24 protein-coding genes are annotated in these 24525 nt (G+C 39.7%); 23 read left to right on the forward strand and 1 reads right to left on the reverse strand.

Translation table 11 applies throughout. The annotated features are described in order from the left end of the window. The first annotated feature begins 1 nt into the window (after position 1). From murD to CGC63_RS05385, 7 genes are all read left to right on the forward strand, one after another. Complete coding sequence (gene murD, locus CGC63_RS05355) at positions 2 to 1375, forward strand: UDP-N-acetylmuramoyl-L-alanine--D-glutamate ligase (protein ID WP_004222907.1); 1374 nt, start codon at positions 2 to 4, stop codon at positions 1373 to 1375. A gap of 102 nt (positions 1376 to 1477) precedes the next feature. Beyond that, positions 1478 to 2575 (forward strand): FtsW/RodA/SpoVE family cell cycle protein, encoded by a 1098-nt coding sequence (locus CGC63_RS05360; RefSeq protein WP_004222904.1) that lies wholly within the window; start codon positions 1478 to 1480, stop codon positions 2573 to 2575. Between the two features lie 73 nt (positions 2576 to 2648). Next, positions 2649 to 3896, forward strand: coding sequence for a UDP-N-acetylglucosamine 1-carboxyvinyltransferase (gene murA / locus CGC63_RS05365; RefSeq protein WP_009246737.1), 1248 nt, complete (start codon positions 2649 to 2651; stop codon positions 3894 to 3896). An 11-nt stretch (positions 3897 to 3907) separates the two neighbouring features. Then, a complete protein-coding gene (locus tag CGC63_RS05370) occupies positions 3908 to 4873 on the forward strand; it encodes a cell division protein FtsQ/DivIB (RefSeq protein ID WP_004222898.1) in 966 nt (321 codons plus the stop codon). A gap of 199 nt (positions 4874 to 5072) precedes the next feature. Further along, positions 5073 to 6227 carry a cell division protein FtsZ gene (gene ftsZ, locus CGC63_RS05375; protein ID WP_004222896.1) on the forward strand — a complete coding sequence of 385 codons (1155 nt, stop codon included), beginning with the start codon at positions 5073 to 5075 and terminating at the stop codon, positions 6225 to 6227. A gap of 494 nt (positions 6228 to 6721) precedes the next feature. Further along, positions 6722 to 7834 carry an alanine dehydrogenase gene (gene ald, locus CGC63_RS05380; protein ID WP_009246734.1) on the forward strand — a complete coding sequence of 371 codons (1113 nt, stop codon included), beginning with the start codon at positions 6722 to 6724 and terminating at the stop codon, positions 7832 to 7834. Between the two features lie 199 nt (positions 7835 to 8033). Next, the gene (locus tag CGC63_RS05385) at positions 8034 to 9422 is read left to right on the forward strand and encodes an alanine/glycine:cation symporter family protein (RefSeq protein WP_004222888.1); all 1389 of its coding nucleotides are present in this window, start codon (positions 8034 to 8036) and stop codon (positions 9420 to 9422) included. Between the two features lie 141 nt (positions 9423 to 9563). Here the strand turns inward: CGC63_RS05385 and CGC63_RS05390 are convergent, their stop codons facing one another. Beyond that, positions 9564 to 10430: a shikimate dehydrogenase gene (locus tag CGC63_RS05390; RefSeq protein ID WP_004222886.1), complete on the reverse strand. Its 867-nt coding sequence runs from the start codon at positions 10428 to 10430 to the stop codon at positions 9564 to 9566. A 118-nt stretch (positions 10431 to 10548) separates the two neighbouring features. On the opposite strand from CGC63_RS05390, the gene aroD reads away from it, so the two are divergent. From aroD to CGC63_RS05465, 16 genes are all read left to right on the forward strand, one after another. After that, a complete protein-coding gene (aroD, locus tag CGC63_RS05395) occupies positions 10549 to 11310 on the forward strand; it encodes a type I 3-dehydroquinate dehydratase (protein ID WP_004222884.1) in 762 nt (253 codons plus the stop codon). 167 nt (positions 11311 to 11477) lie between these two features. After that, the gene (locus CGC63_RS05400) at positions 11478 to 12350 is read left to right on the forward strand and encodes a sigma-E processing peptidase SpoIIGA (RefSeq protein WP_022239819.1); all 873 of its coding nucleotides are present in this window, start codon (positions 11478 to 11480) and stop codon (positions 12348 to 12350) included. Between the two features lie 20 nt (positions 12351 to 12370). After that, on the forward strand, positions 12371 to 13096 hold the full coding sequence (gene sigE / locus CGC63_RS05405; RefSeq protein ID WP_009246731.1) for an RNA polymerase sporulation sigma factor SigE: 726 nt from the start codon (positions 12371 to 12373) through the stop codon (positions 13094 to 13096). A gap of 94 nt (positions 13097 to 13190) precedes the next feature. Beyond that, positions 13191 to 14147, forward strand: a complete 957-nt coding sequence (locus tag CGC63_RS05410) for an SPFH domain-containing protein (RefSeq protein ID WP_004222876.1) — start codon at positions 13191 to 13193, stop codon at positions 14145 to 14147. Between the two features lie 17 nt (positions 14148 to 14164). Beyond that, positions 14165 to 14341, forward strand: a complete 177-nt coding sequence (locus CGC63_RS15955; RefSeq protein ID WP_117467028.1) for a type II toxin-antitoxin system antitoxin — start codon at positions 14165 to 14167, stop codon at positions 14339 to 14341. A 259-nt stretch (positions 14342 to 14600) separates the two neighbouring features. Next, positions 14601 to 15419, forward strand: a complete 819-nt coding sequence (locus tag CGC63_RS05415; RefSeq protein ID WP_004222872.1) for a PRD domain-containing protein — start codon at positions 14601 to 14603, stop codon at positions 15417 to 15419. A gap of 59 nt (positions 15420 to 15478) precedes the next feature. Then, positions 15479 to 15736: an HPr family phosphocarrier protein gene (locus CGC63_RS05420; RefSeq protein ID WP_004222870.1), complete on the forward strand. Its 258-nt coding sequence runs from the start codon at positions 15479 to 15481 to the stop codon at positions 15734 to 15736. An 18-nt stretch (positions 15737 to 15754) separates the two neighbouring features. Further along, the gene (gene ptsP, locus CGC63_RS05425) at positions 15755 to 17374 is read left to right on the forward strand and encodes a phosphoenolpyruvate--protein phosphotransferase (protein WP_040351269.1); all 1620 of its coding nucleotides are present in this window, start codon (positions 15755 to 15757) and stop codon (positions 17372 to 17374) included. 4 nt (positions 17375 to 17378) lie between these two features. Further along, entirely contained in the window at positions 17379 to 18419 is a 1041-nt protein-coding gene (locus CGC63_RS05430; RefSeq protein WP_004222866.1) for a hypothetical protein, read from the forward strand. Between the two features lie 9 nt (positions 18420 to 18428). Further along, positions 18429 to 18917 carry a PTS sugar transporter subunit IIA gene (locus tag CGC63_RS05435; protein WP_004222864.1) on the forward strand — a complete coding sequence of 163 codons (489 nt, stop codon included), beginning with the start codon at positions 18429 to 18431 and terminating at the stop codon, positions 18915 to 18917. 119 nt (positions 18918 to 19036) lie between these two features. Beyond that, positions 19037 to 20479: an N-acetylglucosamine-specific PTS transporter subunit IIBC gene (gene nagE / locus CGC63_RS05440; protein ID WP_089438669.1), complete on the forward strand. Its 1443-nt coding sequence runs from the start codon at positions 19037 to 19039 to the stop codon at positions 20477 to 20479. A 273-nt stretch (positions 20480 to 20752) separates the two neighbouring features. Then, complete coding sequence (locus CGC63_RS05445) at positions 20753 to 21490, forward strand: copper homeostasis protein CutC (RefSeq protein WP_004222835.1); 738 nt, start codon at positions 20753 to 20755, stop codon at positions 21488 to 21490. A gap of 96 nt (positions 21491 to 21586) precedes the next feature. Next, entirely contained in the window at positions 21587 to 22039 is a 453-nt protein-coding gene (locus CGC63_RS05450) for a LytTR family DNA-binding domain-containing protein (RefSeq protein WP_004222832.1), read from the forward strand. Further along, complete coding sequence (locus CGC63_RS05455) at positions 22036 to 22698, forward strand: DUF4318 domain-containing protein (protein WP_004222828.1); 663 nt, start codon at positions 22036 to 22038, stop codon at positions 22696 to 22698. Before CGC63_RS05450 ends, CGC63_RS05455 begins: the two co-directional genes overlap by 4 nt. A 139-nt stretch (positions 22699 to 22837) precedes the next feature. Then, positions 22838 to 23545 carry a response regulator transcription factor gene (locus tag CGC63_RS05460; RefSeq protein WP_004222826.1) on the forward strand — a complete coding sequence of 236 codons (708 nt, stop codon included), beginning with the start codon at positions 22838 to 22840 and terminating at the stop codon, positions 23543 to 23545. A gap of 6 nt (positions 23546 to 23551) precedes the next feature. Next, on the forward strand, positions 23552 to 24478 hold the full coding sequence (locus CGC63_RS05465) for a sensor histidine kinase (protein ID WP_004222824.1): 927 nt from the start codon (positions 23552 to 23554) through the stop codon (positions 24476 to 24478). Positions 24479 to 24525: the final 47 nt, after the last annotated feature.

Genomic DNA, 24525 nt, shown 5'->3' on the forward strand with positions numbered 1-24525 from the left:
ATTGCAGAAAAAGGATTTGACAGAAAAGAAAGTATTAGTATTTGGAACAGGCATCAGCGGAATAGGCGCTGCAAAGCTTTTGGAAAAGGTACAGGCAGAGGTTATTCTCTATGACGGTAATGAAAAGCTCTGTAAAGAAGAAATCAGAAAAAAACTTCCAAAGGACAGTAAATGTGAGATTGTTCTTGGGGCGCTTTCAAAAGAGCTTTTAGAAAGTCTGGATTTAGTAGTTATGAGTCCCGGTGTTCCACTGGATATTCCAACTGTGGAGCAGATAAAAGCAGCAGGTATTCCCGTCTGGGGAGAAATAGAGCTGGCATACCAGATGAGTGCAGGAACAGTACTGGCAATCACAGGAACCAACGGAAAAACAACTACAACAGCTCTTTTGGGAGAAATTATGAAAGCCTATGCAGACTCTGTGTTTGTGGTTGGAAATATCGGAAATCCTTATACGGATGCAGCGCTTTCCATGACAGAGGACAGTTACACGGTGGCAGAAATCAGCAGCTTCCAGCTGGAAACCATTGATACCTTTGCTCCGAAGGTTTCTGCTATTTTGAACATTACAGAAGACCATTTAAACCGTCATCATACCATGGAAGAATATATTCGTGTGAAAGAGCTGATTACAGCAAATCAGACAAAGGAAGATTACTGTATCTTAAATTATGAAGATGAAGTTCTTCGTGCATTTGGTGAAAGATGTCCTGCAAAAACTGTTTTCTTTTCCAGTGAGAGAAAGCTGGAAAAGGGCGCATTTTTAGATGGGGATGCGATTTGTCTGAAAACAGATACAGAGACTCTTGAAATCGTAAAAACAGGGGAATTGAAAATCTTAGGAAAACATAACTATGAAAATGTAATGGCAGCTTCTGCAATGGCTTATTACACAGGAGTTCCCGTGGAAGTTATCCATAAAGCGATAACAGAGTTTCGTGCCGTAGCTCACAGAATAGAGTTTGTAGACGAGATTAACGGTATTGCATATTACAATGACTCTAAAGGAACCAATCCGGATGCCGCAATCAAAGGTATTCAGGCAATGAACCGTCCGACTCTTTTAATCGGAGGCGGTTATGACAAAGAGTCCTCTTATGAAGAATGGATACAGTCCTTTGACGGAAAAGTAAAATATCTGGTATTAATCGGGCAGACAAGAGAAAAAATTCAGGAAGTAGCCCATAAATGCGGATTTGTAAACACGATTTTAGCAGATAATTTGGAAGAGGCAGTTTCTATGTGCACACAGAAAGCAGAAAAAGGAGATGCTGTTTTATTATCACCTGCCTGTGCAAGCTGGGGACAGTTTGATAATTATGAGCAGAGAGGCGATAAATTTAAAGAATATGTATATGCTTTAAAGAAAGCATAAGAATATGGGAGTTGTCGTATGGAAAGCGGCAGCTCCTTTTTCAGTTCTGTATGCTGTAAAGATATCATACATTGAAAGAAAGGGGAAAAGAAAAAGGAATGAATGACAGTGGAAGAAAAGGGCAGAGAAAAAAGCTTTGACAAAATTCTTTTATGTCTGATTATCATTTTAGTTATTGCAGGTCTGGTATTTCTTTACAGCACCAGCGCCTATAACGGCAGAGTGAAATTTCACGACTCTGCGTATTACTTTAAGAAACAGCTGTTTGCCACATCTTTAGGTCTTATGGGAATGTATCTGGTTTCCTGTATGGACTATCATTTGCTGGTGAGATTTGCCCCCTTCTTTTATCTGATTTCCCTGTTATTATCTCTGGCAGTTCTGCTGTTCGGAGACGAATATAACGGTTCAAAACGCTGGCTGTCTATGGGACCATTGTCTTTTCAGCCTTCGGAGTTCGCAAAAGTGGCGGTCATTTTACTTTTAACCTTTGTTTTAATTAAGACAGATGAGAAGAAACAGGGCATTGGATATATGATAAGAACCATGGCGATTTTGCTTCCGATTGTCGGACTTGTGGGAACAAATAACTTAAGTACAGCAATTATTATCTTGGGAATTGGTGTAATCTTGATTTTTGTTTCCAATCCCAGATATCTTCCTTTTATTGGAATTGGAGCAGCGGGAATTGTATTTATCGGCATCTTTTTAAGTATGGCAAGTTATCGTCTGGAACGTCTGGCAATCTGGAGAAATCCAGAAGCTTATGAAAAAGGGTTTCAGACTATCCAGGGGCTGTATGCCATTGGAAGCGGCGGAATTTTCGGAAAAGGATTGGGAAGCAGTCTGCAAAAGCTGGGATTTGTTCCCGAAGCGCAGAATGACATGATTTTTTCTATTATTTGCGAGGAAACAGGGCTTGCAGGTTCCTGGTTTTTAATTTTTTTATTTGCTCTTTTAATCTGGAGGCTTATGGTCATTGCCACCCATGCCCGTGATTTGTGCGGAGAATTGCTGGCAGTGGGAATTATGGGGCACATTGCCATGCAGGTTATTTTAAACATTGCCGTTGTGACAAATACCATACCAAATACAGGAATTACCCTGCCGTTTGTAAGCTACGGAGGTACTTCGGTACTGTTTTTACTGGGAGAAATGGGGCTTGCATTGGCTGTCAGCAGGGATAGCTTGGGAGGGTAGAGAACAGAAATAAAAAAGCTGCATAGCATATAGTATCAGAGAATTTCGAAAAGAAAAAAGAGGAGTGTATGGCTTGAAGGGAATAAGGGTTGTGGGCGGAATTCCTTTAAACGGTGAAGTGAGAATACAGGGTTCTAAGAATGCGGCATTGCCACTGATGGCTGCCGCACTTTTAAATAAAGGGACTACGATTTTATATGGCTGTCCCAAAATCGCAGATGTTTTTGCCATGGAAGAAATTTTGCGGCTTTTAGGGGCAAAAACCGCCTGGCAAAAGCATACTTTGGAAATTAATACAGAATTTGTTACCAAAACACAGGTAGATGAGGAACAAGGGCGGAAAATGCGTTCGTCTATTATTTTGTTGGGAAGCCTGCTAGGCAGATTTGGAGAGGGAGCTGTACCGCAGCCCGGTGGCTGTATCATAGGAAAGCGCCCTATTGATTTGCATTTGGAAGCCTTAAAGAAGATGGGGGCAGAAATTTTAGAAAATCAGGGACAGATTTTTGCAAAGACCACAGGATTAAAAGGCTGTCGGCTAAAATTTCCTTTTGTCAGCGTGGGGGCTACGCAAAATGCCGTTTTGGCAGCGGTTCTGGCAAAAGGGACTACGGTTTTAGAAGGCTGCTCCAGAGAACCGGAGGTATATGCTTTATGTGACTTTTTAAAAAAAGCGGGAGCCAAAATAGAAGGAGCAGGAACCTCCAGACTGCTGATTACCGGAGTAGAAAAGCTGCATGATGTGGAATTTCACGTGCCGAAAGACAGAATTGCCGCAGGAACGTATCTTTGTGCCAGTGCGATTACAAGAGGAGCATGCACTCTTTTAGACGCACCCGTAGAAGAGATGGGGGCAGTGCTTGAGGCATATAAGAAAATGGGTGGACAATATACCTGTAACAGTGGTAAACTGACTTTATGTAGCTTTTATGCAGACAGACCGTTGGAGCATTTGCAGACACAGGTATATCCGGGTTTTCCAACAGATTTGCAGTCTGTTTTCATGGCTGTTTTATCCGTTGCAAAAGGAGAGAGCAAAATTACGGAAAATATTTTTGAAGACCGTTTTAAGACGGTTTCTCAATTACAGGCAATGGGAGCAAGGATTGAGCTGGAGGGAAACACAGCCAGAATTTTACCGGGATATTTGAAGGGAACAGACGTGACGGCATCAGAGCTTCGCGGCGGAGCGGCGCTTTTAGTTGCAGGACTTGCGGCACAGGGAGAAACTTATGTAAAAAATTGCAGCTATATAGAGCGGGGATATGAAGATATATGCAGAGATTTATCCATGCTTGGCGCACAGATTTTTAAAGACTAAAGGGGAAACGTATGAGTAAGAAAAAATTATACAGAATTCTCATTGAAGGAATTGTATGTGCAGTATTGATTTTTATACTGGTATTCTTTGTGGGATTTCGTGTCACAAAGGTGGAAGTAAAAGGAAATGAATTCTATTCAGATAAAGAAATCAAAAGGATGGTTTTAGATGCACCTATTGCTAAAAATACCATATTGGCAATGATGATTAAAACAGGAGAAAAAACAAAAGATGCCCAACTGATTGAGAAGGTCACACTAAAGAGAAAAGGCATGAACACATTGGTGGTTCAGGTAAAAGAAAAAAAGCTGATTGGCTATTTTGATTATGAAGGGAAATATGCCAATTTTGACAGGCAGGGAATTGTTCAGATTTTTACAGAAGCGCCTATTGAAAATGTTCCATACATTGAAGGGCTCGGTGTAAAGGAAGCAAAACAAGGCGAAAAATTACAGGGAATTAATACAAAAAAGCTGAACAGTATTTTAAGTGTCGGAAAAATGCTGGAAAAAACAGAGCAGAAACCGGACAGGCTGGTGTTTAATGATATGAAGCAGTTGGTTTTGTATTACGGCGACATTGAGGTTCGTTTGGGAAATGATGAGAATATGGATGAAAAAATGAACCGTCTGTCAGGAATTCTTCCTCAGCTTGAAGGAATGGCAGGAATACTTCATTTGGAAAATATTACAGAAGATACGCAGGCAGTGGTATTTGACGACACACAAAAGAGCGATGAAGATACCTCCGAAGAAGAGCAGGAAGGCGATACAGGGGAAGAGCCTGAGGAAGATACAAAGAAAGACGATGAGGAAGAGCCAAAAGAGGATACAAAAGAAAATGCAGATGAGAATGCTGAGGAGGATGAAAAGACTGTAACAGAAAAAGACAGCAAAAAGGAGAATAAGGAGGAAAACCAGCTGGAATATACGGATGGCGCAGATGCGGCAGATACCCGTTCAAAGAAGGAAGAATAAGAAAAAAATTCTAAAAAATACAGAAAAAATTAGGGAAATATGAATTTAGCAGTTGATAAATTTTAGAAAAGCATTTATTATATATCTATATGTATTACTGATACATACCGGTTTTCCGGATATTGATGAAGTGAACAAATGTAATATACATTTCAATCCATACAAGTGAGCTAAAGGAGGAAATACAGTGTTAGAAATCATGACAAACGAGGCTGAGTCATCTGCAAAGATTATCGTTGTAGGTGTAGGCGGAGCTGGAAATAACGCAGTAAACAGAATGGTAGAGGAAGCAATCGGTGGAGTTGAATTCATCGGCGTAAATACAGATAAACAGGCTTTAACCTTATGTAAAGCACCAACAGTTATTCAGATTGGTGAAAAGCTTACAAAAGGACTTGGTGCAGGTGCAAAACCTGAAATCGGCGAAAAAGCAGCAGAGGAAAGCATTGAAGAAATCCGTCAGGCAATTCAGGGGGCAGATATGGTATTTGTAACCTGTGGTATGGGTGGCGGAACAGGAACAGGCGCTGCTCCGGTTGTAGCAGGTGTTGCAAAGGAAATGGGTATCCTGACTGTCGGTGTTGTTACAAAACCTTTCCGTTTTGAAGCAAAAACACGTATGAGCAATGCTCTGGCCGGTATTGAAAAATTAAAAGAAAGCGTAGATACGCTGATTATTATTCCGAACGACCGTCTCTTAGAAATCGTAGACCGCCGTACTACTATGCCGGAAGCTTTAAAGAAAGCAGATGAAGTGCTTCAGCAGGCTGTTCAGGGTATTACAGACTTAATTAACTTGCCGGCACTTATCAACCTTGACTTTGCAGATGTTCAGACTGTTATGATTGACAAAGGTGTTGCTCATATCGGTATCGGTGAAGGCAAAGGCGATGACAAAGCGATGGAAGCTGTTCAGCAGGCAGTATCCAGTCCGCTGCTTGAGACAACCATTGAAGGTGCATCTCATGTTATTATCAATGTATCCGGTGATATTTCTCTTATGGATGCAAACGATGCGGCAACTTATGTACAGAACATGACCGGTGAAGATACAAATATTATCTTCGGTGCGCTGTATGATGATAAAGAAGCGGATTATGTAAGAATTACCGTTATTGCAACAGGTCTTGACGATGAAACAACACGCAAGGCAAGCGTAACAAGAGATAAAAATGCTGCAAAATCAGGCAAAACAGCGAGAACACAGCAGGAGCAGCCACAGGTACAGGCTCAGCCGACATACCAGATGCCGACTTTTAAACAGCCAACCTTCCAGCAGCCACAGACGAATTTTACAAGCAATGTTCCAAAGAAAGATATTCAAATTCCTGATTTCCTGAAAAACAGAAGATAGAAACTGATTTAGAGCTACCCTCAGGTAGCTCTTTTTTTTATAGAAAATTTCCTCCTATGAAAGAAAAATGTTCCGGAGGTTGGCACTGCTTTTTCGCTTTTACTATTTTAAGCGTTAAGAAAATAAAACATCAATTTTGAAAAGTGTATATACAATATATATACAATAGACTATTTAAAATATGAAATAAAAAATATTCATACAATATTTCGAAAAAATATTGAAAAATATTGGGAAATGTGATAGTATCAAAACATGAAAAAAGTTAGAAGCAGTGAAAAAGACGTCAAGCTGTGGAAAAGATTTTAGAGAGGAGGATTACTCCATTGGAGAAGAAATTGAGAACGGGTAAAGCAGAAACAGAATTTTATACATATTAGTAAAAGTGCACGAATAGAATACAGATATAAGAACAACATATCATTTCCGGACAATGATAACACAATAAGAAAAGTAGCTGTATGAAAATATTTTATTGGGAGGTCTTTTCAGTTATGAAAATTGGATGTGTAAAAGAGATTAAAAACAATGAATTCCGTGTAGGTATCACACCTGATAATGTTAAAAGCTATACAAATGCAGGACATGTTGTTTATATTGAAAAGGGTGCAGGAGAAGGCTCTTGTTTTACAGATGAAGAGTATAAGGAAGCAGGAGCAGTATTGATTGATACAGCGAAGGAAGTATGGGATACCTGTGAAATGATGATTAAAGTAAAAGAACCTTTGGAAGAAGAGTATAAATATTTCCATAAGGATTTAATTCTTTACACATATCTTCATCTTGCAGCGGATCGTCCTTTGACAGATGCAATGTTGAAGGCAGGGGTAAAAGGTGTAGCTTATGAAACATTAATTGAAAGAAACAGAAGTATTCCTCTTTTAGCTCCTATGAGTCAGATTGCAGGACGTTTAAGTGTTCAGGAAGGCGCAAAATATTTGGAAAAACCGTTTGGTGGAAAAGGTATGTTGCTTTCAGGAGTTCCGGGAACACCAAAAGCAAAAGTTGTTATTCTGGGTGCCGGTAATGTAGGAACAAATGCCTGCAAGATTGCCGTTGGTATGGGTGCAGATGTTACAATTTTTGATATCAGTTTGGAAAGACTGGCATATCTGGATGATATTTTCGGAGCTAGAATTCAGACAATGTATAGTACAGACGCAGCTATTGAAAAAGCGGTGAAAGATGCAGATTTAGTTATTGGTTGTGTTCTTATTCCGGGTAAAGCAGCACCGAAGGTTATGAAGAAAGCATATCTGAAAGAAATGCAGCCGGGAAGTGTAATCGTAGATGTAGCAGTAGATCAGGGCGGATGCTGTGAAACAACAAAGGTAACTTATCATGATAATCCAACCTTTGTAGTTGACGGTGTTGTTCATTATTGTGTAGGAAATATGCCGGGAGCTGTTCCGAGAACTTCTACGATAGCACTGACCAATGCAACCTTAAAATATGGACTTCAAATTGCGGGAAAAGGTCTGGAACAGGCCTGCAAGGAGAATGATGTAATTTATTCTGGCATTAATACTTATGATGGCAAGCTTACCTGCAAAAATGTAGCAGACAGCTTCAATGTAGAACATACAGAAATTAAAGAATTGTTCTAAACAGGACATTCTGTTTCAGAAACAGGGACAAGTAAAAAAGGACTGTTGCATGAAGTGCATATCGAGAAAATTTGTACATTTTCGCTCAGTCTGCCTTCGCTTAGAATAGCGTATTGGCTGATCATGTATTTGTATTTCCGATAGCAGATGAAACAGTTCTTTTTTGCTTTTTTTATGAGAATGTGACGGGAGGATTTATATGGACGGCTTTATAGACATATTAAAAGGTATCCAGTCTGTTGTATGGGGACCGATTACCCTGATTTTATTGGTGGGAACGGGATTATATTTTACAATACGTTTGGGGTTTTTGCAGATTACAAAATTGCCTAGAGCTATCCGGTATATTTTCGAGAAAGAAAAGGGCGTAGAAGGGGACGACGGTGATGTATCAGCATTTGCTTCCCTGTGTACTACTCTGGCAGCAACAATAGGAACCGGAAGTATTGTAGGTGTTGCGACTGCCCTTAGAACCGGAGGACCGGGTGCACTTTTTTGGATGTGGGTGTCTGCCTTTGTGGGAATGACGACCAAGTATGCGGAAGGTGTGCTTGCAGTAAAATATAGAACTGTGGATGAGAACGGAGAAATAGCAGGCGGTCCAATGTACTATATACAAAATGGTATGGGTAAGAAATGGATTTGGCTGGCAAAAATATTTGCTATTTTTGGTGTAATGACAGCGCTTATGGGATGCGGGACCTTCCCACAGGTAAACGCAATTACAGAGTCAGCACATTCTGCTTTTGGTTTACCTATCTGGCTAGTAGGTATTATAGTTACAATTGCGGTAGCAGCAGTAGTATTGGGAGGGATTAAATCCATTTCAAAAGCAGCAGAGCTTATTGTTCCGGTTATGGCAATCTTTTATGTATTAGGCTCTATCGCCATTATGATTATCAATGCGGATGCCATTCCGGGAGTATTTAAGTCCATTTTTGACGCTGCTTTTCATCCAAGAGCAATGATTGGTGGCGCTTCAGGAACAATTATTATTTCTGTTATGACAGCTTTACAAACTGGTGTTGCTCGTGGTGTTTACACCAATGAGGCAGGTCTTGGAAGTTCTCCGATTGTAGTAGCAGCGGCAAAGACGAACTCCTGTGTACGTCAGGGACTTTTATCTATGACAAGCGTATTCTTTACAACATTGATTATTTGTACAATGACAGGAATTGTAGTAATTTCGTCAGGACTTTTAGATACAACAGCCTTAGACGGAAGTTTACTTTCCAATGCGGCATACAATCAGGGACTTCCCGGAAATATCGGTATGTATATCGTATCCATTGGATTGGTATTCTTCTCCTTTACGACTATTATCGGCTGGTGCTATTATGGTGAAAGATGCCTTTCCTATTTGGTGAAAAGTGTACATTGCTCCAAAATTTTTAAAATCGTGTATATTCTCTGTATCGCAGTAGCGCCATATCTTACATTAGAAACCGTATGGATATTGGCTGACATTACCAATGCGTTGATGGCATTTCCGAACTTAATAGCACTTCTTGCGTTAAGTCCGGTGGTTATAGCAGAAACGAAGAAATTCTTCGATGAAGAAAAGAAAATGAAGAGAATAAAGAAATGAAAAATAAGAGCTGTTCAATTAAGTGCGTATCCCAAAATATTCGGATATAGCTTAATACAACAGCTCTTTTTGATGAAAATATATTTGTTTGTTTTCAGAATGATTAGTCTGTTTCTGTAAAACAGATGTATAGAAAAAGAACTATTGTTTTAAGTGTTCTTTTACAAGAGTTATTGGCATTTCTTTTCCCGTCCAGATGCGGAAAGCTTCAGCTCCCTGATATAGGAGCATGGAGTAACCGTTAAAGGCTTTGCACCCTTCGGCTTTTGCTTTCGCCAGCAACGTAGTTTCCCATGGATTGTAAATAATATCTGCCACAGCAAGATGCGTATGGAAAATAGAAGTATCTTCAATGAGACAGTCATCGGTATGGGGAAACATTCCCACAGAGGTTGCATTTACCAAGAGGCGGCTGTCTTTTACGGCTGATTTTAAGTCTTGTGTATCAAATAGGCTGTGAATATAAATTTTACAGGAGGTTTCTTTTTCTAAATTTTCCTGTAAGGCTTTTATGCGAGGAAGATGTGAGCTGTTGGGGCGGGAAAAAATATGTATGGTATTTACGCCGTCAAGAGCTGCCTGTGCGCAGATTGCCGTTGCAGCGCCTCCAATTCCCAGAAGTGTCATAGTCTGGTTTTTCATGTCAATATTTTGTTCCTTTACAGACTGCATGAAGCCAATGCCGTCTGTATTATGTCCCACAAAAACTCCATTTTTATTTTCTACGGTATTTACGGCTCCGATGAGGCGGGCTGCGGGAGAAAGTGCGTCTAAATAAGAAAGTATCTTATTTTTGTTTGGCATGGTAAGGTTAAAGCCCTTTACATCCAAAACACGCAGACCTTTTACTGCTTCTTCTAAGGTCTGCTCATTGATTTGAAAGCATAAATATACATAGTCTAAGCCCAGCTTTTGAAAGCTGAAGTTGTGCATAAGAGGTGAAATACTATGGCTTACCGGGTCTCCTAAAAGTCCGGTTAATTTTGTCTTCCCTGTAATCGCTGGCATGAATAAGCCTCCTTTAAAAATATATTATTATTTAGAAGTTTAAAGTGAAACAGTAGTGGTGTCAAGGAGAAAAATGTGATAAAATCCTAATACAAGGAAAAAGCAAGGAAGTGGCAGGATGAATATAATAAAAATTAAAAACGTAGAAATCGGAAAGGGTATTCCGAAGATTTGTATTCCTTTAACAGGGAAAAACAGAGAAGAAATTATAGAAGAAATGGAAATTGTAAAAAAATCTAATCCGGATTTGATTGAATGGAGAGTGGATTTCTTTGAAGAAAGTGATAATCCGGAAAGAGTCTGTGAAATGCTGGGAACAATAAACGACAGTTTCAAACAAATTCCGGTATTATTTACTTTCCGTACAAAAGAAGAAGGCGGAGAAAAATCCATTATGTCGGAAGATTATGTAAAGCTTTTAAAAGAGGTTTCCGAAAGAAGGCTGGCAGATATCGTAGATGTGCAGGTGTTCTGGTATGGAGAAAAGTCAGAAGACTTTATAAAGGAGCTGAAGGAGACGGGGGCAGTGGTGCTTGCATCCAGCCACCATTTTGAAGGAACGCCTTCTGTAAGGGAAATGTCAGATGCTCTGTATACCATGGAAAACCGAGGAGCAGACATTGTAAAGCTTGCGGTAATGCCTCAGTCAGGAAAAGATGTGTGTGCTCTTTTAGAAGCTACCATGGAACGAAAAGAGCACAGTAATAAGCCTAGGATTACCATGTCTATGGGACAGAGCGGTATGCTGAGCAGGATTTGCGGAGAGCTTACCGGTTCCTGCGTCACCTTTGCATCAGGAAAACAGGCATCCGCTCCCGGACAGATAAAGGCAGATGAGTTGAAAAAAGTTCTTGGGGATATTCATGATATCCTCAAATGATTAACATAAAGCAGGTAACATAAAGCGAAAAATAAACAATGATATTGTCGAAAAGATTTTCTGTATCACTACATGTTTTTGACAAAATCAGCGCCCCCTACCCTCTATAATAAAATTACTTATTCCAGATAAGTAAGAGAGTCATGCAGAGGTTTAGGGGGTGTTTTGTGTACTGCGAAGTTTACGTAGACGTTTTTTTCGTGGTCAACCTGATTTCCGGCTTCTTTGTGCTGTGCCTGACCAACCAGCTGCTTACAGGAGCTGCCAATTCTGTAAGAGCGCTTTTAGGTGCGGCAGTGGGAGCGGTGGGAAGCTGTTTTATTCTTGCATTTTCAAAAGAATTGCTAAGTCTGAAAAACGGGATTTTTTATGCGGTGACAGCAGTGGCTATGGTGAGCTTTGGATGCAGTGTAAAAGGACTGAAAAATCTGATTTTGAAAATGCTTGTATTTCTTGGATGCAACTTCCTGCTGGGAGGCTTTCTTTTTGTGTTTTCACAAAGAGCAAGGAGAGGCATTTTTACATTTGGAGCAATAACGACATGCTGTTATTGGACTTTATACATAGGCATAAGACTCTGTAAATACTTAAAACGGAAAAGAGAACTTTGCTGCGAGGTGGGCATAGCCCTGAGCGGAAAGGAAATAAATGTAAAAGGACTGTATGATACAGGAAACTGTCTGTATGACAGAGCAACGGGAAAATCTGTTTGCGTCATGGAAAAGGACAGTTTTTTTCAATTATTGACGGAGAAACAACAGCGCTTTCTGGAAAATTTCTGCGCCATGAACATGGTAGAAGAGAAGCTAGCAGAGGAAGAGGCTGCTTTTTTTCGGGGTTTAAATCCCAGATTTCTGCCTTATACTAGCGTAGGCTGTCAAAAGGGACTGCTTCCTGTTGTAACGGTGGATAAGCTTATTGTCAGAGAGCAGGAGGAGGAACGCAAAATTCTGCATGCCGCTGTTGGGATTTCATACACGAAATTGTCTGAGAAAGGGAGATTTCAGGCAATCATAAGTCCGGGGATATGGGAAAAATAAAGAGGAGGAGTTTTGTGAATATGGATATCTGTGTTGGAGGGAATGTAAAATTTTCAGGGTTTAAAGGGGTTTTTCTTCCAAAGAAAAACGAACTGCATTATATCGGAGGAGCAGAGGTGCTGCCTGCGCCTCTTACAGCGCAGGAGGAAGGAGAAATGCTGGACGCTTTGGCAGGAGAAGGAAAAGAGGAAGCGAGAGCCTGTCTGATTGAGCATAATTTAAGATTAGTTGTCTATATTGCGAAAAAGTTTGACAATACAGGGGTAGGAGTTGAAGATTTAATTTCCATTGGGACAATCGGACTGATTAAGGCGATTAACACCTTTGACCCTGTAAAGAAAATTAAACTTGCAACGTATGCTTCCCGCTGTATTGAAAATGAAATCTTAATGTATTTGAGAAGGAACAGTAAAACAAAGCTGGAGGTTTCCATAGACGAGCCGTTAAATGTGGATTGGGACGGCAACGAACTGCTGCTTTCGGACATTTTGGGAACAGATGAGGATGTGATTTATAAGGATATTGAAAACGAAGTGGAGCGAAAGCTTTTGGGAAAAGCCATCGGTAAATTGACAAAAAGAGAGCAGACCATTGTGCGATTGCGGTTTGGAATTAATATGCCTGACGGAGGCGAAAAGACGCAAAAAGAGGTGGCGGATTTGCTGGGGATTTCGCAATCTTATATTTCCAGACTGGAGAAGAAGATTATGAAGCGATTGAAAAAAGAAATTGTCCGATATGAGTAAACTTTATCTTGACAAAGTAAGAAAACAGTGATGCTTTTATGATATCAAAATGATATCAAATAATAACAAAAGAAAAGCATAAGGAGGGTACAATATGAACAGCGAAAGTAAAATTCAGGAAGAAAAGGTATTGCAGGCAAAGTCAGGATTTGTTATGCTAATCTGCGGAATGCTTTTGACATTGGTAGGAATAGCAGGATTTGGATATGGAATTTATCTCATAGACCAGTCAGCAGGAGGAGCAGCGGCAGGGATTTCAGTTGTTTTGGGAACGATACTCTTTGTGGCAGGTGTGCTGGTACTGTGCGGATTAAAGGTAATCAATCCCAAGGAAGCGCTGGTTCTGGCATTGTTTGGTAATTATTACGGAACCTTGAGAAAAGAAGGCTTTTTCTGGGTAAAGCCTTTTGTTACAGCTATTAATCCTACTGTTAGAATAGCTGCAAACGGAAAAGGTGTGAGCAGAAAAGTATCTTTGAAAACCATGACTTTGAACAATGAGAAACAGAAAGTCAATGATGAGCTTGGAAATCCGGTAGAAATCGGCGCTGTTGTAATCTGGAAAGTGGAAAATCCCACAAAGGCAGTCATCAATGTAGAAAATTATAAGAGCTACCTTTCTATTCAGTGTGACTCCATTATTCGTAACACGGCGAGAAAATATCCTTATGACGGCGCAGAAGGCGGAGATGAAAAATCTTTAAGAAGCAGCAGTCAGGAGATTGCAAACATTATGTGCGAGGAATTGCAGGAAAAGGTAGAAAATGCAGGAATTAAAATTCAGGAGGTCAGAATTACACATTTGGCTTATGCTCCTGAAATCGCATCTGCCATGCTTCAGAGACAGCAGGCTGCGGCAATTATCGACGCCCGTCAGAAAATCGTAGAAGGCGCAGTGGGTATGGTTGAAATGGCTCTTGAAAAATTAAATGAAAATGAAATTGTAGAATTAGACGAAGAGAGAAAAGCTGCAATGGTAAGCAATCTGTTGGTTGTTCTGTGCGGAAATAAAGATGCACAGCCGATTGTAAACAGCGGCAGCATTTACTAAAAACAAGGTGGTGACACATTCTGGAGAAGGAAAATAAGAAAAAACAAGTACCTTTAAGGCTGTCAGCAACATTATGGAACGAAATTGCCCAATGGGCAGAAGACGATTTTCGTTCTATGAATGGTCAAATCGAATATTTACTGACAGAATGTGTAAAGTACAGAAAAAAACATCAGAAAAAGGAAGAGGAGTAAGAAGCAGGGGGACAGCCATAAAATTTGTATAAGAATTGTAAAAAATTCATAAAAAGCAAAGTAAAAATTGGTTAAAAAATACAGCTTGACGATAAGCGCACCATAGTATATAGTTTATATATGTTCATTATACACAATGAAACGGAGTAGTGTGTTACTGGTTAAGCAGGCATAAACGAAACTGTTTTATTCACGGGAAGTGATTGGAAACAGGGGAGTTTATGCCTTTTTGTTTTATTAGAAAAGGGGAAACCGAAAAATGTACTGTATTTTAAAAATTTTGAACAATAATGCACTGCTTGCAAAGGTGAAGGAAGATGACAGCGAAAGAATTTTATTGGGAAAAGGCATAGGATTTGGGAGAAAGGCAGGAGATGAATTTACGGAAATTCCGGGAGCATCGGTTTATACGCCGGTAGTTCGGGAGGAGCGAAATTCTACTATGAATGTGGTAAATACCATTGACCCTGTCTACATCGAAGCAGCAGGTAAAATTATTGAGGCAGCAGAGCAGGTTTTTGATACCATTAAAAGAGATATTTTATTGCCTTTAGCAGACCACATTGCGTTTGCGGCAAAAAGAGAGCAGGAAAAAATATTTTTATCAAATCCCTTTGTGCCCGATATTAAAATTCTGTTTGGGAAGGAATATGCCGTTGCTTTAAAGAGCAGAGAAATCATAGAGAAAATGACAGGCTATCGCATATCTGATGATGAAGCAGGGTTTATTGCCCTTCATATTCATTCGGGTCTTTCGGATGAACAGGTATCAGATACGTTAAAGACAACGCAGATTATTGATGACTGTATTTTAATGATTGAGGAGTGTCTGGGAGATAAAATACGTCAGGACTCCTGTGCTTATATTCGTCTGATGAGCCATTTGTATTATATGGTGGTGAGAGCAAAGACAGGAGAAGCGGTGAATATAGAGCTGAATGATTTTATTCGGTGCAAATATCCAAAAGCAGGACAGATTTCTGAAGTCATTTGCCATTATATAGAAAAGAAGCTGGAGAAAAAACTGGATAAAGAGGAAGTGGGATTTCTTGCTATTCATATTCAGCGTATTATGTAAGAGAAAAACTCTTTTTGAGTTTTCATAAAGAATGTTTTGATTGAAAGGAGATATTAAAAATGAAAAGTTTTGAGTACACAGTAAAAGATGAGTTGGGAATTCACGCAAGACCGGCGGGAATGTTGGTAAAAGAGGCAAAGAAATACGAAAGTAAAATCACAATTACAAAAGAAGGAAAAACCGTAGATGTTACGAAGCTGATGATGCTTATGTCTTTAGCGGTAAAATGCGGACAGACCGTAGAAATTCAGGTAGAAGGAAGCGATGAGGACATTGCTTTTGAAGGAATGAAAGCGTTTTTTGAAGCAAATTTATAAGAAATGGCAGGGATAGATATGAAACATCTGAATGGCAAATCTGTATATAAAGGTGTGGCGCTGGGAAAAGTTCTGGTGCTGAAAAAAGAAGCTTATATTGTAAAACGTGTAAAAGTAGAAAATCCGGATGAGGAAGTAAAACGTGTAGAGGCTGCAAGACAAAAATCTCAGAAACAGCTTCAGAAGCTTTATGAAAAAGCCGTAAAAGAAGTGGGAGAAGCCAGCGCAGCAATTTTTGAAGTACATCAGATGATGTTGGAGGATGATGATTATAACGAGTCCATTGAAAATATTATCCGTACTCAGGAAGTAAATGCAGAATATGCAGTGGCATCTACCGGCGATAATTTTTCAGAGATGTTCGCCAGTATGGATGATGATTATATGAGAGCAAGAGCGGCAGATATTAAAGATATTTCAGAACGTCTGGTGCGAAATCTTTCAGGACAAAGCGGCATGGATACAGAGTTTGAAGAGCCGGTTATCGTTATGGCAGATGATTTGACACCAAGCGAGACCGTTCAGATGGATAAGGAAAAAATCCTTGCTTTTGTTACGGTACATGGTTCAACAAATTCTCATACAGCTATTCTTGCCCGTATGATGAATATTCCTGCTTTGATTGGTGTGGATATGAATTTAGAGGAAATTCAGTCAGGTACTTGTGCAGTGGTAGACGGCTTTACAGGAGAATTTATCTTAGATCCGGATGAAAACGTGCAGGAGGCAGCGAAAGCCAAAATTGCAGCAGAAGAAGAAAAGAAAAATCTTCTGCTGAAGCTGAAGGGAAAAGAAAACGTTACAAAAAGCGGTAAAAAAATCAATATCTATGCCAATATCGGAAGCGTTGGAGATATGGGCTATGTGCTGGAAAACGATGCGGGAGGAATTGGACTTTTCAGAAGTGAGTTCCTTTATATCGGCAGAAATGAGCTTCCTACGGAGGAAGAACAGTTTCAGGCATATAAGCAGGCAGTGCAGAATATGGCAGGAAAGAAGGTCATTATCCGTACGTTGGATATCGGCGCAGATAAGCAGGCTGACTATCTTAATTTAGAAAAAGAAGAAAATCCGGCATTGGGATATCGTGCCATTCGTATTTGTCTGTCACAGCCGGAAATTTTCAAGGTACAGCTAAGAGCGCTTTTCAGAGCTTCCGTATACGGAACACTTTCGATTATGTATCCTATGATTACTTCTGTGGAAGAGGTCATGCGAATTAAAGAAATCGTAAAAGAAGTGAAGGCAGAACTGAAAGCTTCCGATACACCATATAAAGATGTGGAAGAAGGAATTATGATTGAAACACCGGCAGCAGCAATGATTAGTGATGAGCTGGCAGAGCTGGTAGATTTCTTCAGCATCGGAACAAATGATTTGACACAGTATACTCTTGCTATTGACCGTCAGAATGAGAAATTAGAGGAGTTTTATAATCCGCACCATAAAGCGATTTTAAAAATGATTAAAATGGTAGTGGACAATGCTCATGCAGCAGGAAAATGGGCAGGAATTTGCGGAGAGCTGGGAGCAGATACAGAACTGACAGAAACCTTTGTAAATATGGGAGTGGACGAGCTTTCCGTAGCACCATCCATGATTTTAAAGCTTAGAAAGATTGTTCGGGAAATGGAATAGAGAAATGAATTACATAAAAAAACATAAAAGAGCAGCATTGCTTATCGGAATTATGATAATTTTTCTTGCGGCATTTTTTGCATGGCAGAGGAAGATTACCTTATCCAATACCCTTTCCGGAAAACTGGAGGACAGTCCCAGAAAGGAAGCTGCGGTAGAAAGTGACTTTTATTCCAATCAGCTTACCAAGAAGGAGTATGAGGTCTACCTCTTTTTAAAAGAAAATATAGAGAGTTTAAAAGGCGGTGTACTGACGCTTCCTCAGCCGGTAAACGGAAAAGAATACCAGAGAATTGTCACTGCGCTGGAATGTGAAGGGAAAAATTATTTTTATGGTTTCGTAGAAATTCCCATGACAGAAGATGAAGTGTATGTACAGTATGAGGATAAGGACTTAAATCGGATTACGGAGAATGAAATTTCCAAAGTGATTTTATTCCTATCCTGTGCAGAAGGAATTGAAATTCAGGCAGCCTTTGCCCAGGATGGAACGATATCAAATCTCAATGAAATCAGAGACGGACTGGCAGTGAACAATGAAAGCAAGGTTGACGAGATTAACAGAAGACTTGAAAATACAGAGCAGATTTTAGATGAGGTTATTGCAGGAATACCAAAAGACAGCGGTGAGAAAAGTACCGTAGATTACTTTTTAGACTGGATGAAGGACAGTTTAAAGCCCACAGACAGCATGGAAACCGCAGGAGAAAAAGTATCTCATATCGGAGAGCTGTTGGACAAATATTACATTACAAATCATACGGCAGCAGTTCTTGAGGGAAAGGCAACTGCCTTGGGATATGCGAAAATTCTGGCAGAGCTTTGTAACAGAGCAGGAATGGAAGCTCACATTGTAGCAGGAACCTGGCAAGGCGGCTGGGTACAGGAGGAAAGCTATGTATTTTGTGCAGTTTCTATGAATGGACAGACTGTTTATGTAGATGCCAGCGGTATGAAGTCTGGTTCTCTTGCAGGAGAACGCTATCTCACAGAGGAAGAAGCCTTTAATCATTTAAAGACAGCAGATTATTTTTCATATAAGTAGGAGGAAAACATGTTTAATTTTTTTAAGAAAAAACAGGACAACACGTTCTTTTTAGGAGCGCCGGTAAAGGGAAAAGCCGTAGATTTAAAAGAAGTAAATGACCCGACCTTCAGCACAGGTATGTTGGGACAGGGTGTGGCAATTATCCCTTCCGAAGGTAAAATTTACGCTCCGGCTGACGGAGAAATCGCAATGGTATTTGATACACTTCATGCAGTCAGCATGACAGCAGATAACGGCGTGGAAATTTTAGTTCATGTAGGGCTTGATACCGTAGAATTAAAAGGCGAAGGCTTTGAAGGTCATGTAAAGGCAGGGGACAAGGTGAAAAAAGGCGATTTGCTTTTGACTGTGGATTTAGATGCAGTAAAAGAAGCCGGCTATGACACCATTACACCAATGCTGGTATGCAACACAGATGATTACGCCGCAGTAGAAGGAATTTTCGGTAAAGACGTAATGCCAAAGGATGATGTGGTAAGCATCAAAATGAAATAATAAGGTATTTTACACCGGCTTTTCCGGTCTAAAATAAAATGATGGCGGCACGTTTTATGCGGGTTTCCATTGTAGGATAAAAGGGATTAAAACAGGAAAAAGAAGGAGGATTTTTTATTATGATGAGATATCTTCAAAGATTAGGAAAATCCCTGATGCTTCCGGTTGCATGTCTTCCGGTTGCGGCTATTTTGCAGGGTATTGGATATTGGATTGACCCTACCGGCTGGGGCGCTAACAATGTAATTGCTGCTTTCTTATTAAAGGGCGGCGGATGTTTAATTGACCAGATGCCAATTCTGTTTGCGATTGGTGTTGCTGTTGGTATGTCTGATGACAACGACGGTACTGCAGGTCTTGCAGGTCTTGTTTCATGGATTATGACAACAACTCTGCTTTCTACTGATGTTGTAGCTATGCTTACACAGACAGCAGTAGAAAAAGTAGACCCTGCTTTTGCAAAAACACAGACACAGTTTATCGGTATTTTATGTGGTCTTATTGCAGCAGCATGCTATAATAAGTTTAAAAACACAAAATTACCGGATGCGTTCTCATTCTTTAGTGGTAAAAGATGTGTTGCCATTGTTACAGCAGGCGCATCCCTGATTTCCAGCTTGGTACTGTTCTTTGTATGGCCAATCGTTTACAATGTATTGATTACACTTGGTAAATTCATTATGGGCTTAGGTCCAATCGGTGCAGGTATTTACGGTTTCTTCAACCGTCTGTTAATCCCATTCGGTCTGCACCACGCATTGAACTCTGTATTCTGGTTTGACGTTGCAGGTATTGACGATATTGCAAAATTCTGGGGTAATGCAACCGGTGGTGTGTTAGGTGAAACAGGTATGTACATGTCCGGTTTCTTCCCGGTAATGATGTTCGGTCTTCCGGCAGCAGCTCTGGCTATGTACCATACAGCGAAATCTACAAAGAAAAAAGTTGCAGCAGGTCTTTTAATGTCCGCAGCAGTTGCTTCTTTCTTAAACGGTGTTACAGAACCTCTGGAATTCTCATTTATGATCCTTGCACCGGCATTATATGCAGTACATGCTTTATTAACAGGTATTTCTATGGCAGTTGTAGCAGCCCTTCCTGTGCGTGCGGGATTTAACTTCAGTGCAGGTTTGATTGACTGGATACTTAGCTTTAAGGCTCCATTTGCACAGAACCCACTGTTGTTAATTCCAATCGGTCTGGTTGTTGGCGCTATCTACTATGTAGTATTCAGATTTGTAATTGTAAAATTCAATATGAAGACACCTGGTAGAGAAGACGATGATATTGATGAAACAAAAGTAGAGCTTGCAAACGATGACTTCACAGGCATTGCAAAAATCGTTCTGGAAGGTGTTGGCGGAGCTGCTAACGTTACATCTATCGACAACTGTATCACAAGACTTCGTCTTGAAATCAAAGATTACACATTAGTAGATGAAAAGAAAATCAAATCTGCAGGTGTAGCAGGTATTATCAGACCAAGCAAAACTGCTGTTCAGGTTATTGTCGGAACAAAAGTACAGTTTGTAGCTGATGAATTCAAAAAACTTTGTAAATAAACAAAGGAAGTTCTAATCCCTTTTAAGATATTGGGTTACTGTTTTGGGCGTGCGCTTTGGAACAGTAGCCCATTTTCTTTCTTTTCTGCGCCGCATAGTGATGTTTTTCCAGCCAAACTCGTGCAAATGCACTCAAACACGGCTTTCAAAACATCGCTATGCTCAAAAAACTGTGAAAATGTTCCAAATTATTTTCCAATAGAATAACTTTGTATATATTTTGTAGAATGAAAAGAGTAAGATAAAAAGGAAAAATGAGAGGAGGAATGTAAAATGTTAGAGGTTTGTGTAGATAGTGTGGAGTCTGCCATTGCTGCTTTTGAGGGCGGTGCGGACAGGATTGAGTTATGCGGTGATTTGCCGGTAGGAGGGGTAACGCCTTCGGAAGTGTTATTTCGTATGATTAGAAAGTATACGGATTTGAAAATACGTGTGCTTTTGCGTCCTCGTTTCGGAGATTTTTGTTACAGCGGTTATGAGCTGGAAATGATGAGGGAAGAAGTGCAGAAATTTGCAGAACTGGGAGCAGAGGGAATTGTCACAGGTGTTTTAACACCAGAGGGAAATCTGGACACAGAGCAGATGGAAGGGTTAATAAGCTGTGCGGGAAAGGCAGACGTAGCCCTTCACAGAGCCTTTGACGTGTGTAAAAATCCCTTCAAAACCATGGAGGATGCCATTTCATTGGGAATAAAAACCATTCTTACCAGTGGACAGAAAAATTCCGCATGGGAGGGCAGAGCGCTTTTAAAGGAGTTGCAGGCGAAGAGCAAAGACAGAATTGAAATTCTGGCAGGGGCAGGAGTTGACGCAGATATTATTGAAAAATTATATAAAGAAACGGGTATTACTTCTTATCATTTGTCAGGAAAAATTAAAAAGGAAAGTAAAATGGAGTTTCGCAATCCGCAGGTTTCCATGGGACTTCCGGGATTTAGCGAGTACGAAATCTGGCAGACATCCAAAGAAAACGTAGAAAATGCCAGAATGGTTTTAGATAAGTTTTTTTAAGTACCACTTACCATGAGCAGAAAGCCACTTACCTGATAAATATAGATTTTTTTAAAGAGCTCTTATATAATGAAACCATAGAAAAGAGGTGAACAAATGAAGGTATCCTTGAAGCTGATTTCTGACACTGAGCAGGAGGAAGCAAAGCTTTATGTACACGAAGAAACGGACAATATCAAGCGACTGGAAAGATATATTTCAGAGGACGGATTTTATCCCGGTTATTTATTGTGTCAGAAGGAAAAGGCGCAAATTCCTGTAAAGCTGGATGTGATTTACTATATTGAAACGATACAGGAAATTCAGTATGTGCATACGGAAAAAGAAGTTTATAAGGTAAAGCAAAGATTGTATGAGTTAGAGAGAATGTTGCCTTATTATTTTATGCGGGTTTCCAAATCAGCAATTTTAAATCTGAACGGAGTAAAAACGTATAAACCTTTTTCCGGAGGAATTATGCTGGCGGAGTTTGAGAACGGAGACGGTACCTACATTTCCAGAAAATATGTAAAAGAGCTTAGAAATAAAGTTAGGGAGGGATTATTATGAAGCGATTGTCGGAGAATGGGCAGGATATCATAAAACACGGTGCGTTTATGGGATGCGTCATGTTTATTTTAACAACGGTGTATTTGGGAATACAGAAGGATAAGGAATTTGCTTTATCGGTACTGCCATATTTGGGACTGTTTCTTGTGGGCTATGTACTGATAGGAATGTTCTTTTTCTTTATCTATTACAGAAGAGAACGGGAACAAAAAGACGGATTTTTGAAATATTGTATGAAAGGGATTTCCGGTATTTATTGGCTGGACCACGTTTTTATTCTGTTGCTTGGAATTGGAGCGTTGTTGTCGGACCAGACACCTATCCGTATGATTTTACTTCTTGATGCAGGGGTGATGATAGGATTTCTTATTTTGGATTATGTCTATATTTCCAAATGTGCAGATGAATTCAATCACACCTTTAAACCTAAAAGAGTGATGTTGGTGGATTTAGATGAGTGTCCTAAAAGCGTAGAGGCATTTTGCATTGAAATTGAGCGATACTGTATTAAAAATGGAAGAAGCCTGAAATTTGTTAAAAGAGAGAAACCGGCAGAAATCTATATGGATAATGAACATTATATGGTAGAGCTGGACTCTTTTTATCAAAGATTTGGACCGATGTATGCACTGAAATTTATTCAGATAAAGGACAGATAAGAAAATAAATCGGAGTTTTCATATAAAGCAGATTTGTTTTGTATGAAAACTCTTTTTTCTTTTTGAGGAAATTGCGCCATAAGCAAAAACAAATTATAATAAAGGAAACAAAGTTCAGATTGAAAAGAGAGGAAGCAGCATGAAACAAGTTTTAATTATAGATGATGACAAAGAATTATGTGCTTTAATGAAAAAATGTATAGAGCAGGAAAATCTATCTGCTGTAACAGCATACAGCGGCATAGAAGGATTGCAAATCATAAAAGAAAACCAGAATAACAACGGTTTTTCGCTTATTATTTTAGATGTAATGATGCCTTATATGAATGGCTTTCAGGTGTTAAAGAAAATCAGAGAAGTCAGTAACATTCCTGTACTGATGCTGACGGCAAAAAGCAATGAGGAGGATAAGGTTTTGGGATTGCGGCTGGGCGCAGATGATTATCTGACGAAGCCTTTTAGCATCAACGAGTTGACTGCAAGGGTACATTCGCTTATTCGCCGTTATACTACATTAAATCCGGCTTTTTCAGAAGAAACCGATTGTATTTGCCTAAAGGATATGACCATTGACAGGGGAAATCGCAGTGTGACGGTTCGGGGTGCTTTGGTGGAGCTTACAGGTAAAGAATTTGATTTACTTGTGTTTTTGGCGTCTAATAAAGGACGTATTTTTACGAAAAAGCAGATTTATACACAGGTGTGGGAAGATGAATATGCCTTTGATGACAGCAATATTATGTCTTTTATCAGCAAATTAAGGAAAAAAATCGAGCCAAATCCGGAGCAGCCCTTTTATGTTTTGACAGTGCGAGGAGTGGGATATCGTTTCAATAAGGAGGCTTAGTATAGAATGAAAAGTTATCTTTTTCTCGGTCTTATCCTTACCGGAGGCATTAGCCTCTGTCTTTTGCTGAAGCTGTATCGTATCCGTCAACAGATTTCTCTTATCAAGGAGGTTCTGGAGGATATCAAAGCAGGAAATCTAAACAGGCGTGTTCTGGCTCAAGATAAGGACGAAACACAGCAGATTTGTTACGATATCAATGAGATAGCCGAAAACAGTCAGGCACAGCTTATCCGTCAGAAACAGGCGGAACAGGCGTATAAAAGCTTGATGACCGGACTTTCTCATGACGTGAAAACGCCCCTTGCTTCGCTGGTGGGATACTTAGAAGCGGTGGAAAACGGAATAGTCAGCGGAGAAGAAAAAGAGGAGTATATCCATGTGGCATTTGAAAAAGCACAGCATTTGAAGTGTTTTGTGGAGCATTTATTTGAATGGGTAAAATTAGATGCAGGAGAGCAGCTCTTTTATTTTGAAGTCCTAGATATAAACGAAGTATCACGAAATATTGTAGCAGACTGGATACCTGTTTTGGAAAGCAGAGCTTTTCAGTATGAGATTGTGATACCGGAACAGGAATATTTAATTTCTGTTGATGTAAATGCCTATAATCGTATTATCAATAATCTTCTGCAAAACATCATTACTCATAGTCAGGGGAATAAAATAAAATTTCAGATTTTGGAAAATGAGCAGGAAATGAAAATCATTTTGGAAGATAATGGAAAAGGGATTTCAGGAGAGCAGCTTCCTCATATTTTTGAAAAATTATATCAATGCGACAATGCCCGCTCCGGCAAGGGGAACGGTTTGGGACTTGCCATTACAAAGGAACTGGTAAGCGCACATAAAGGAATAATTACAGCGGAAAGTATCCTTGATAAAGGAACGAAATTTATCATATCACTTCCTAAAAATAAGATTACAAGGTAAAAACAAGATTACCGCAAGGTTTTGGCAAGGTTTATGGTTTATGATGG

It is taken from the genome of Blautia hansenii DSM 20583 (assembly GCF_002222595.2).
Taxonomy (GTDB): domain Bacteria; phylum Bacillota; class Clostridia; order Lachnospirales; family Lachnospiraceae; genus Blautia; species Blautia hansenii.